Annotated in this window: 8 protein-coding genes and 1 pseudogene; 8 read left to right on the forward strand and 1 reads right to left on the reverse strand. The window is 44.5% G+C overall.

Annotated features, from left to right (window positions below; all coding sequences use genetic code 11):
• The coding region (locus RMO35_RS10855) for a tetratricopeptide repeat protein (protein WP_309741117.1) at window positions 1-2,197 on the forward strand (2,197 nt) is incomplete at its 5' end.
• Between the two features lie 285 nt (window positions 2,198-2,482).
• A complete protein-coding gene (locus tag RMO35_RS10860; RefSeq protein ID WP_309741118.1) occupies window positions 2,483-5,605 on the forward strand; it encodes a tetratricopeptide repeat protein in 3,123 nt (1,040 codons plus the stop codon).
• Between the two features lie 181 nt (window positions 5,606-5,786).
• Here RMO35_RS10860 and RMO35_RS10865 read toward each other — a convergent pair whose 3' ends face one another.
• On the reverse strand, window positions 5,787-6,020 hold the full coding sequence (locus RMO35_RS10865; RefSeq protein WP_309741119.1) for a DUF4351 domain-containing protein: 234 nt from the start codon (window positions 6,018-6,020) through the stop codon (window positions 5,787-5,789).
• Between the two features lie 388 nt (window positions 6,021-6,408).
• Here RMO35_RS10865 and RMO35_RS25295 point away from each other — a divergent pair, with 388 nt between their 5' ends.
• The 6 genes and pseudogenes from RMO35_RS25295 to RMO35_RS10895 form a co-directional block, all read left to right on the forward strand.
• Window positions 6,409-6,603: an element excision factor XisH family protein gene (locus tag RMO35_RS25295; protein ID WP_310416546.1), complete on the forward strand. Its 195-nt coding sequence runs from the start codon at window positions 6,409-6,411 to the stop codon at window positions 6,601-6,603.
• Window positions 6,591-6,957 (forward strand): annotated as a pseudogene (locus tag RMO35_RS25300) (XisI protein). The gene RMO35_RS25295 and the pseudogene RMO35_RS25300 overlap by 13 nt, the downstream one beginning before the upstream one ends.
• A 95-nt stretch (window positions 6,958-7,052) precedes the next feature.
• Window positions 7,053-8,399, forward strand: a complete 1,347-nt coding sequence (locus RMO35_RS10880) for a hypothetical protein (protein ID WP_309741120.1) — start codon at window positions 7,053-7,055, stop codon at window positions 8,397-8,399.
• Between the two features lie 105 nt (window positions 8,400-8,504).
• Window positions 8,505-9,674, forward strand: a complete 1,170-nt coding sequence (locus RMO35_RS10885) for a DUF1822 family protein (protein WP_309741121.1) — start codon at window positions 8,505-8,507, stop codon at window positions 9,672-9,674.
• A 17-nt stretch (window positions 9,675-9,691) separates the two neighbouring features.
• A complete protein-coding gene (locus RMO35_RS10890) occupies window positions 9,692-11,617 on the forward strand; it encodes a hypothetical protein (RefSeq protein ID WP_309741122.1) in 1,926 nt (641 codons plus the stop codon).
• Window positions 11,618-11,728: 111 nt separating this feature from the next.
• Window positions 11,729-12,643, forward strand: a 915-nt coding sequence (locus tag RMO35_RS10895; RefSeq protein ID WP_309741123.1) for a GAF domain-containing protein, incomplete at its 3' end; no start/stop codon positions are given.

The following is a 12,643-nucleotide window of genomic DNA, read 5'->3' on the forward strand; positions in this document are numbered from 1 at the left end:
CGAGCGGACTATTTACAGTGCGGGATTTCCGTTCGACTCTAAAGACATCAGAATTACCAGCGGGAAAGTTTCCCAACTTTCGGATCTTCCGTTCGATAATGGAACGCAAATCGGGTACACCACAAATAAGGGCGAAAAAGGTATCCGTCAGGGGATGAGTGGCGGGGCAATTCTCGACGAGCGGGGGACATTTTTGGGCATTAATACCATCGGTGCAGCACCGATTTTACCCAACTATACCTACAACGATGGCAGTAAACCACTCGCCAAACTCGCCGCTAAATATCGAACTGCTAATTGGGGCGTACCTGTCTACAACTTTCTCACCAATGTCAAGCCAGATATCCTCTACGGTTACGATAATCTGCCCAAGGTGGCACAACAACCCGCCCCAACGGGATACATCGCCGAACGCAATCAACAAGCCCGTAAGATGACAGTCCGCATCGAGAACAACCAGAGTGGTTCGGGTGTAATTGTCGCTCGTGAAGGTAATAATTACTATGTCCTCACCGCCAAACACGTAGTCGAAAACAAAGGAACTGCCCAAATCGTCACCTACGACCAAGATCGGCATCCCGTCACCAGCACCGTAGTTGCGAAAGGAACAGATCTCGCAGTGGTGAAATTTAGCAGCACCAATGTTTATCCCACTGGTAAATTGAATCGATCTAGCCCTAATAGCGGTGACATCGTATTTGTCGGCGGCTTTCCAGGGCGGGCTAAAATTAATAGCCCCCTGTGGCAATGGCAACTCAATCCTGGCTTTGTATATAGCCGCGAACAGGGTAAATTTGAGACTCAAACTCAAGCTACATTTGCCGATCGATACGATCTACTTTACAGCAGTATTAGTTATGGCGGCATGAGTGGGGGGCCAGTCTTAGATCGGGCGGGAAATATCATCGGGATTCATGGTAGGGGCGAAGGAGAAGATTTCAATAGTGCGGGGATCTCGATTCAAACCTTTACCGGATTATTGACACAGTTAGGTGTCGCGCCGAAATTATTGACAGTTATCGATACTCCACCAGCACCATTGACTGCCGCACAAAACAGTAATATTCGGCAAGCGATGGAAAATATCACCCCACCGCAAGGTAGCGATGAGCGGGGAGAGCGTTCATTAGCCTATGGCAGGCAATTATATCGAATGCGGAAATATCGGAAAGCAGTAGAGGCTTTTAGAACTGCGGCTGCTAGAGGGCAAGTAGTGTCGGGTAATTATGGCTTGGCTTTAGCACTAGGATTGACTGGCGACCTTCGCTCGGCAACAGATGCGATCTCGCAAGCGATTGCTGCTGTGAGTAAGGAGCCAGCATCGGTGATTAAGGGTAGTTATTACCTGTGGAGACACCAGAGTGTTCTTTGGAGATTATCGGGAAATTATCCTCAAGCTCTAGCAGCGATAGACAAGGCTATCGCGCTGGAACCGAGCGATCTGACGTTACGAAATGAAAGAGCGCGAATACTAATTGTATCGGACAATAAATCGGCAGCGATCGAGGAATATAATCTCATCATCAATAGACAACCAGAGGCATATACTTACTACAATCGCGGGGTTGTTAAATACCAATTAGGGCAGAGAATAGCAGCACTCCAAGATTTCGATCGAGCCATTACGCTCGATCCTCAATCTGCATCTGCTTACTACAATCGTGGAATTGTTAAATACCAATTAGGGCAGAAAATAGCAGCACTCCAAGATTACGATCGAGCCATTTCCATAAATCCTCAACATGCTAAAGCTTACGGTAATCGCGGAATCGTCAAATCCGAATTAGGGCAGAAAATAGCAGCACTCCAGGATTTCGATCGAGCCATTTCCATTAATCCTCAATTGGCTCAGGCTTATGGTAATCGCGGAATCGTCAAATCCGAATTAGGGCAGAAAATAGCAGCACTCCAAGATCTCGATCGAGCCATTGCCCTCAATCCTCAATTGGCTGATGCTTACAATAATCGCGGGGCTGTTAAATACCAATTAGAGCAGAAAATAGCAGCCCTCCAAGATTTCGATCGAGCCACTACACTAAATTCTCAATATGCTGAAGCTTACTATAATCGCGGTCTTATTAAAGCTGAGTTAGGACAGGAAGAATCAGCTATTGGGGATATCAGGAGAGCGGCTGAGTTGTTTAGGCAGCAAGGACGGATGGATTTATATCAAAAAGCAATGAGTTTAATTAGGTAGGTGGGTGCAAATATTTATTAAATAGATAATGCCTGAAACTTAGATGGTGGGCAGTGCCCACCCTACACAGTATTTTATATTTAATTATGCCTACCTACTTAAATAATATATGCTGAGTTGTTGCGGCAGCATGTGCGGATGGCTCTGTCTCAAAGGGCGATGGATTCAATCAAACAGTTGCATTCCACTAAAGAATGCCCAGAAACTAGACTTTTCAGAATTACGCTAGACCCCAGACTTCTCCAATAATTCGGGAAGCTGAAACTACTAAAAAATTGCTAAAATATGAAAAATATTACGCCAATTATTCTATCGAGCCTGTTTTTATTCCCAGGGATCTCGCTCCTACAAGCAACAGCATCATCGAATCACCCCACGACAAACCCCAAATCGTCAACCCAAATCGCCCAAAAGATCGATCCAGAACTCCAGGGACTCGACGAAGCCCAACAGCAAGCCAGCACCAAAGTAAATCAGATCGCCAAAGACATCACCGTCCGCATCACATCAGGCACTAATGGCGGCTCAGGTGTCCTAATTGCCAAAAAGGGGAATACCTACCTCGTCCTCACCAATGCCCACGTTACGAGGCGCACAACCCAATTTGAGATCCAAGCACCCGACGGGCAAAAGTATACTGCTAAACCGATCGATGGTGGATTCGATCGCAAGTACGATTTAGCCTTACTAGAATTTACCAGTTCCAAGCAATACCAATTAGCCAACCTTGCCAATCCAGGTATTCTCAAACTAAACGATCGCAATATCTACAGCGCGGGATATCCATTCGACTCCAAAGATCTCCGAATCTCCCCTGGTGCGATTACTCAACTCTCCGATATTCCCTTCGATAACGGTACGCAAATCGGCTATGAAATTGCCAAAGGTGAAAAAGGCGTGCGTCAGGGGATGAGCGGCGGGCCGATTTTTGATGCGGGTGGGGTATTTTTGGGGATAAATACGATCGGTGCGGCACCGATTTTACCTAACTATACTTACAACGATGGTAGTAAACCTTTAGCCAAACTCGCCGCTAAATATCGGACTGCAAATTGGGGCGTACCTGTCTATAATTTCCTGATTAAAGTCAAGCCAGACATCCTTTACCGTTATAAATTTAATGGCTTGGCAGTCGGACAAATCCAGCCCCAAGCCACCCCAACTGGCTACATGGCAAAGCTCAACGATCTCGCCCGCAAACAAACAGTCCGAATCGAAAATAGTGGCGGTAATGGTTCGGGGGTGATTGTTGCCCAAGAGGGGAATAGTTATTATGTCGTCACAGCCAAGCACGTACTAGAAAACGAGAAAAACCAACAAAAATTTACTAATAATCGACTCATCACCTACGATCAAGATACCCACAATCTCACCAGCACTGTACTAGCAACAGGTGTCGATCTAGCCATTGTCAAATTTACCAGCACTAACACCTACCCCATCGCCCAACTCAATGAAATTAGCCCGAATAACAACGAAATTGTTCTCGCAGGCGGTTTTCCCGGGCGAGATAAAATTGGTAGCCCTCTGTGGCAATGGCAACTCAATCCTGGTTACGTTTTCGATCGCGAACAAGGGAAACTTCAAACCCAAAACCAACAATCTTTTGGGAACGGTTATGACATCATCTATAGCAGTGTCAGTTATGGCGGGATGAGTGGTGGGGGTGTCTTTGATACTGCTGGTAGAGTTATCGGCATTCATGGTCGAGCCGAACAGACTAAAGATGTGATGTTAGGCAATAGTCAAGGTATATCGATCCAAACCCTCATTGGATTAGCACCACGACTGCAACTCAATCCTCAACTACTGAAAATTGCTAAAACTCCCGCCCCTGCTCTAGCTACCGTCGATCGCCAGAACATCGAGACGGCAATGGCAAATCTAGCCCAACCCACACCTGAAGACAATGGTCAACGCTGGCTGACTTATGGCAATCAACTGTATCGAACCAACCAATTCGAGCAATCTGTAACCGCCTTCGACAGGGCAATTACCAAGGGTCAGATCCTAACTGGCAACTATGGTAGAGCATTATCACTACTTTATTCAGAAAAACTCGACCTAGCTAGTGCGGCCATCGCCAAAGCGATCGCGGCAGTGCCAGCCAAGGAGCGTGCCAATTATTACTATTTCTGGAAATATCAAAGTTCAATTTTTATAAAGAGAAAAAAGTACGCACAGGCGTTAGAGTCGATCGACACAGCGATTAAACTAGAACCGAACGATCGAGCATTGCTAAATTATAAAGCCGAGATTTTCTTCCAGCAAAAACAGTACGCAGCAGCGATTAAAATTTATGACAACATGATTCAGCGAGAAGAAAGCTATGCTTACTTTAATCGGGGTAATGCTAAATCCGCTCAAGGAGACAAACGGGAAGCGATTGCCGATTACGATCGAGCGATTAAAATTAATCCGAACAAGGCTGATGCTTACGTTAACCGAGGTAATGCTAAATCCGCTCTAGGAGACAAACGGGGAGCGATCTCCGATTACGAGCGGTCGATTAAAATTAACCCGAACTTGGCTGCGGCTTACAATAACAGAGGTAACGTTAAATTAGAGCTAAAAAATAATAAGGGAGCGATTGCCGATTACGATCGGGCGATTAACATTAATCCCAACTATGCTGAGGCTTACCTTGGCCGAGGTAATGCTAAACACGCTCTAGGAGACAAACGGGGAGCGATCGCCGATTACGAGCTGTCGATTAAAATTAATCCCGACTATGCTGAGGCTTACCTTGGTCGAGGTAATATTAAATCGGAGCGAGGAGATAATAAGGAAGCGCTCGCCAATTACGAGCTGGCGATTAAAATTAATCCCGACTATGCCGAGGCTTACTGTAACCGAGCTGGAGTTAAATTGGATCTGGCAGATCGACAGGGCGCGATCGCGGATTTGAGTAAGGGGGCTGAGTTATTTCGCCAGCAGGGGCGGATGGATGATTATCAGAAGGTGGTGGATATAATTGCTCGGTTGAAGGGACAGGGGGCAATCGCCGATCGCGATCGGGCGATTAAAACTAATCCCAATGATGCTGCTGCTTACATCGAGCAGGGTCTAGCTAAATCCGAGCGAGGAGATAATAAGGGTGCGATCGCCGATTTCGATCGGGCGATTAAAATTAATCCGAACTTGGCTGATGCTTACAGTAGCCGAGGGGATGCTAAATCAGCTTTAGGAGATCGTAAGGGAGCGATCGCTGATTTCGATCGGGCGATTAAAATTAATCCCAACGATGCTGCTGCTTACATTGGCCGAGGTGGAGTTAAATTGGATCTAACAGATCGACAGGGAGCGATCGCGGATTGGAGTAAGGGGGCTGAGTTACTTCGTCAGCAGGGGCAGACGGATTATTATCAGAAGGTGATGGATACGATCGCTCAGTTGAAGGGACGTTAGGAGATGGAGAATCGAGCAGTTTTGAGGTTTTAGGATGATGGGCGAGTGACTTCGATCGCTCTTTTCGATCCAACTATCTCGATCGAATGCGATCGAGCCAATAATTCGATCGAAGATTAAAAATATGTGTCGATTGAATTCGCTCCTGGGTTCGATCGCCTCTGGCACGCTACAAAGGTCGCTAATTTTGACTAAACCAAATCTCTAAATCTGCCAAGCTGGTAAAATCCAACAACGCTTCACCCAACTCTTCCAACCGAGCGATCTCTAACTGTTGAATGCGATCTGCAAATCGATCGGACGCATCACCAAACCGACGATTCAGTTGCCGTACTAGCATTCTAGCTTCGCCTCTGGCTTCACCAGCCCGCTCCGCAGCCTGAATCTTTTCCAAATATAAAGGCGATAACTGCATAATTAAATCCCGCTCGTCCGGTTCGATTATGATGGCTGTACTAAGCCATAGGGCGATAATAAAGAATCTAAAAAGTTTTTTGCAAAATCATCGTGGGGAAATTGACTCATTAGGTGAGGGCGATCGTGCTAATTAATCAGCTAATTTTATCATCAACTCGATCGCTGCCATTGCGGGGATAAACCGATCGCTCCTTTGTTTCAACTACCTCGATCGATTTTGAGGGTGAGTGATTCGATCGATTCTGGGGTGAGTGATTCGGTCGCAGATAACAGTCAGGTTCGATCGTTATCGAACACGATCTAGCTTTTACTCTCGCAAGAAGTCTATTGTTAAGGATTAGATCGATCGAGCCGCATTAAACATCGAAACCCGCCCAAAATAGAACATATTACATCGTTTAAACTACAAAGTTATGCTTGAAGTTCATGAGCCAGATCGCGATCTCTACCTAGCGATTCCCATTGATGCTTATGAAACTTTTTTTCAAACTAGGTTTGCTCAAACTGTTGTAAACCGCTATAGCCTTCAGCTAATCGTCTACAATCCAATCCTTGAGGAAATTGTTCAATGGATAAAATAGAACTATATCGTGCCTCTATTCAGGCTTTGTTGCAAGAACACGATCGACATTTGCCAAAGAATAACAATGATGATGTTGAAAATGAGCTGTTCTTTGATGTCGAGCGCGATTCTCCTATCGGAGACGCTTTGCGAACGATATCAACTAATGCGGGTGGGATGGCAGGAATTGAAAAGAGTGTATGACACTATTATGCACTTCGATATCAAAGATGGAAAAATCTGGATTCAGCAAAACATGACTGATGTGGATGTGGGTCAAGAGCTGGTGGACATGGGCGTGTCGAAGCAAGATATTATTCTAGGATTGCATCCACCCTATAAAAGACCTTATACCGGATATGGTGTCGCCTAATCGGTGTGATTATTTGCCGAAAACACTTCACGCTCTATTCTCCAACCGATCGATTATCATAAGAGCAAATAATCCGATCGAGATCGAGTGATTGTATGGATAGTCTCAAAACCTTCTGCGAATTTCCCAGCATCGGTGAGTCTCAAGACCATTTGAATTGGCGGCGAGATCCGCGACTGGTAAGATATCTCAGGGGATTAGAAGATCGATCTTTAGTACAAATAGCTGATGTATTAGTAAATAGAATATGCTCTAGTCCTACAGACAAATTAGCCTGCGCTTGTATCACTGCTTTACTAGCGCATATTTTATTTTCCACATTCGGCAGGGCAAGAATTAGATCCCAAATTTTTAATCCGCTCCAATATCATTCCACCCAGCTCGAACTGGCAGATATTTATCAAATTGCGCTAGATATTATCAGTCAACCAATCCAATTTTTAGCAAACTTTCAGCCAGATCCGGCTAATTGGTATCGGAGTCTAGTTCGATATAGTAATTATCGCTTCGATCGACTCCTAATCGATCGGATTCGCAGTTTACCAGAGCTGAGTGGATTTAAACGCACCAATCTGGGGCTACTCGCCCGTACCAGCCCCCGCCGGATGAAAACAGCCCTCACCCACCAAGGCGAGCGAGATCTGCGCTTAGAGCAGCTATTATTGCTTCACCAGTGCTTAGTCGATACTATTGGCGTCGATGAATTTGACACGCGAAATCCTCAACCCGTGCATTATGATAATCTATCAGCCCGATATATAGAGCAGTGCGAGGGAGTCGATCTGGCAATCGACGATCGCGCCACCCTGATTCAGCTAGTAAAATATATGGGCGCAGTCATTCGCAACTATCTCCAACCCCAACCCGATACTCTCGACAGATCGATCGAGAGTAACCATGCTCAAAGTACGGTACTCATCGATCTAATTCCCGATTTGAGGGAGTGTCACCACCAATTAGAATCTCAGCTTCTCAAACAGGATGTTGTCGAATTATCGAACAAATTAGCGATCGATAGCGATCGATTGTTGATGTTTTTTTATGGTTTAGAGCTGACCCAAGTAGAGGTAGGTGTAGAACTAGATTGCGACCAATCGACTGCTAAACGCCGTCGAGATCGCTGTTTGAGGCAATTAGCTACAGATTTACATTGCAAAACATTTAGAGATGAAGATCTCTCGGTCGAACTTCTAAATTCAATTATCGATCGACTCAAACTAATTTATGAAGATCTTTATGCTGAATTATTATTAGCAATCTTCAAGTTAATTGTTGATGATGATGTTAACTCGATTAAATCTAGTATTGCCGATTTATTTATCGAGCGGATTGAAAGGCAATGGCAATTTAATTTCAAACCCACACAGATGGGATTGACAAAAGCGACTGCCTTTATCACGTTGAGATCTCCTCAATTCAGTCAAGTAGCAATATCTAGTTAATTTAATTGAGAATTGAGAATTACAGGCGGACTTTGTATCACAAGCCCCGATTTTAATCGGTGGCGGTACTCGAACCAACGGTAATTAATATTTAAAGTTTGAAACATGTTGAATTTAGCACAGATCGCGCAAATCGATCGACAAACACTTTGGCTAGAAATTACCGCAGCCGATCTCCAAATTGCCGAACCATCACCACAACTTTACTCCAATCGGACAGGATTAAATTATGCTCGATCGAATCGATTGTGTTTGCATAAATTCGGAACGTGGTTGACAGAATCGGGCATAGACTATACTTCTAGCTTGTCAGAACTAGAGATGTACCCACTATGGGATGTCGTCAATGGTTGTGCGATTGAAATTGGTAAAACTCGACTAATTTTAATCCCTACCGATACACTCGATCGGGATGAGATTAGAGTGCCACAAGAATGGGTGGATTTACCAAATCTTCAGGGTGATTATTATCTTGCCGTACAGATCGATTTCGATACCAGCGGAATGAATATCTGGGGATTTACCTCTCACCGCACGCTTAAACAACAGGGTGAATATACGGCACGCGATCGCACTTATAGTCTACCCAGCGAGCGATTAGTTGCCAATCTCGACATATTATGGATGGCACAAGAGTTAGATCTTAATGAAGTTGTCGCTACTCCCGAACTACCCGATTTAAGTTTAGACCGCGCCCTCGAATTAATCAAACAATTAAGTACGCCTTCGCCTTATTCACCGCGTACTAAAGTTGAGTTTTTTCAATGGGGAAGTATTCTAAATAATCCCAATCTTCGCACCCAATTGTATCATATCCGTCTGCAACAAGCAGTTCTTGCACATGCACCTGCACCTAGTTTTAGTTTATCCAATTGGCTGCAATCTAAGTTTAGTAATGCTATTGCTAGTGGTTGGAAAAATTATTACCAACCAGCGATTGTCAAAGGTAATCATACAGTAGATCGATCGAAGTTAATTAATCTTCAACTAGAGCTACAGCGACTCACCGTAGTATTATTAGTCGGCATAGTTGCCCAACCCGATGGGGAAGTACGCGTAGTAGTCCAGATCCATCCAGGTAGCGGCGAGCGAATTATTCCCCCGCAATTGCAATTGAGTTATCTAGATGAAAATGGCTCTGCTTTACGCATGGTAGTAGCTAGAACTAATGATGATTATATTCAACTACCATCTTTCACCTGCTCGATCGGCACTAAATTTAGCATCCAAATACAACTAAATAGTTGCCTGACGATCGAACGCTTTGTAGTTTAGCCCGATCTAATATTACTATGAAAAAAATTATCATTAAATTAGGTAATGGCGATCTAGCTGCTGGCTTTAGTTCTGTGAATATCGAACTCAGAGCAATCGATCGAACTGTCTGGGAGGATAAATGTAGCTTACAAGCTGCACCAGATTTAAAATCATCATTAAATCAGTGGGAGTTATTATATAAAGAGATCGTTCGTCTGAATCGAGATGAACTGCATCGGGGAGTGAAATTTGCCGATCGAGCCATTACTAATGTTTCGATTCAAGATTTGCGAAACTTACACGATCGGCTGAAAATAGAACTGAATAAATGGCTGTGTGAAAGTGATTTTTCGCGGATCGAACGATCGTTACGAACTAAGCTTGGTGAAACCGAAGAAATTATAGTTATTATTCAAGCTTCACAGCGATCGATCTGGCAATTACCCTGGTATCTGTGGGATTTTTTTACTGACTATCCCTTAGCAGTAGAAGTATTTAGCAACCCTGAGAATACCGATCTTAGTAATCCGCTCGTTGTGCCCAACGCTAAGGTGGATATTCTCGCCCTATTCGGTGTAGATCCACTATTAGACCTCGATCGTGATTTTCAGTGCTTACAATCGCTCCCAGATGTCAATCTCAAACCATTTGAAACTACCTCAGCTCAGGATATCGTCGCTCGATTAAATCTAGATGCTCCCGATATTCTCTATCTCAGCGGACATGGAGAAAGTGTTGAATATGAACGCGAGTTAGAGGGAGTTATTTATCTCAATCCTCACACAACTATCGAGGTGAGTACCCTCAAACCAGAAATTAAAAAAGCAGTCGCCCGTGGATTGCAAATCGCTATTTTTAACTGTTGTAGTGGATTAGGTATCGCTCACCAATTAAGAGATGCAAATATCACTTATTTAATCGTGATGCGGGCAGAAATTCCCAATCGGATCGCTCAAGAGTTCTTAGAAAAATTATTAGCTGAATATAGTAATGGTGCAGATTTTGTGCGAGCTTTTCAGTTAGCACGCGCTCGGATATCGATTTCTACCGAATCTTGGTTGAAATTTGCTAACTGGCTCCCAGTTTTATTTCATAATCCACTCAGCCATCCGGTGAGTTGGCAAGATTTTATTGAAGTTGCAAAGTCCGAACTAACCCCAAATTATTTGACCGATATCTGTCGAACTATTTCGGATCCTAAATATAGATTTTGGACTAGCTTCGGTTTGAGTCTAGTTATAGCTGGATTGAGTATGGGTTTAAAATCGAGTGAGCTTTCTCAACGAGTAGAAAATCTGACGACCGATCTATTATCGCAGCTTCAACCAGCTAATGATGATAATATCGTCCTACTAAAACCACCCCTGAGAGTATTAGGAAAATTGAACAATCCTCAGATATTAACGGCGGCGATCGAACAGATCGATCGTCATGCCCAACCCCAAGCATTTTTAACAGATAATCATCTCAAGCAATATTTGTCACAGACTTCAATAGAACATCAGTGGAAGTTAAACAGTCGGGTATTCGATCGGTTAAAATCTGTCACAACCGAGAGTCTATCAGCAGCATCTCCAGCACAGCTCCAAGATCTATTTCATGGTAAAATAGTCATCATCGGCGAACGCGATACCTTAATTCATAAACCTCTAACTGCAATTAATTCATTTTCGCTAAAAGACGATCGCCCCGCAATTTATTCAAATCTCAACTTACTCAGAATCCCATCGCAGCCCGAACAATTTCTCTGGATTTTTGGATGGTGTCATCTCTCAATATTAGCAGGATGGCAAATAGGAACGAGATTATTTGTACCTATATTTATAGCCGTAGTTGGCAGTCAAATTATTTTAGGTGGAGTAATGCTGGTGATGGGAAATGGCGTACCGATTGTCATTACCTCGATTGCCACGATCGGTACTGGAATAATTGCTACTAATGCTTTAGTGGATAGTGAATAGTGGATAGTGGATAGTGGATAGCAGTAAGTTTTGAGGCGATTTTATCAGTTGTCATGTACTGTCTTGTCTCGCACAATCCGGAAGGTTCCCTCCCGGGCGCAAGATGTGAGTATGTTAATCTCAGTAAAATCGCACCTACTTTCGTATCTCAACATACAGCCAAACCCAGCCGATCGCGGCTCAATGGATCTAGGGAATCTTTGCAGCGGAGAATCGATCGTGACCGATCCGGTATTTGAAATGGTGGATGGTACCAAGCTGCTGGTAGATTTACAGCAAGTGAATGCGATCGTCACCAGTTTTAGTGGTTGCTTGGTACCAGCCGAAATCGCGTGCAGAGTTACCAATGGACTTGTCGAGAAATTTGGCTGCGTCTTCGCCCGAATTTGGTTGATGGAACCAGAGCGCACGGCGTTAAAACTAGTCGCCTCTTCTGGACTATACCAACGCACGGACGGCTTTTTCGCGAGAGTGCCAGTGGGTGCGTTTAAAGTGGGCAAAATCGCCCAAAATCAAATCCCGTTTCTGAGCAATCAATTAGCAGCCGAATCCTGGGTACTCGATCGAGAGTGGGCGATTTCGCATGGCATTCAAGGTTTTGCGGGATATCCACTGATTGTAGATGGCGATTCGATCGGGGTATTGGCGGTATTCAGCCAAGCCGAAATGTTACCCGAATTCTTGGAGATCTTGCAAAGTCTCTGTACTGCCACGACAATCGGCTTAGCGGCGGCATTACGGTATCAACAAGAAAAACTAGCTTGGCGATCGGCAACCGCCGTCACACCCCAGCCAGTGCCACTATCCGAGCAGATTGCTACTGTCTTGAAACCCACACAATTGGCTTTAGTCGGCACCGAGCGAGCGTTACCAACACCCTTACATAACCTGTTTGTCAGAGCCGCCGCTGTCTTGAGTCAGCTACCTTGCCATCACAGTCGATTGACATACCAATCCGATCGATCGTGCCTAGAAGCCGTCATTGCTGGCGGCTCGCCTACCGAGATCGTTACCGCTTTTGACACC

It is taken from the genome of Chamaesiphon sp. OTE_20_metabat_361 (genome assembly GCF_031364565.1).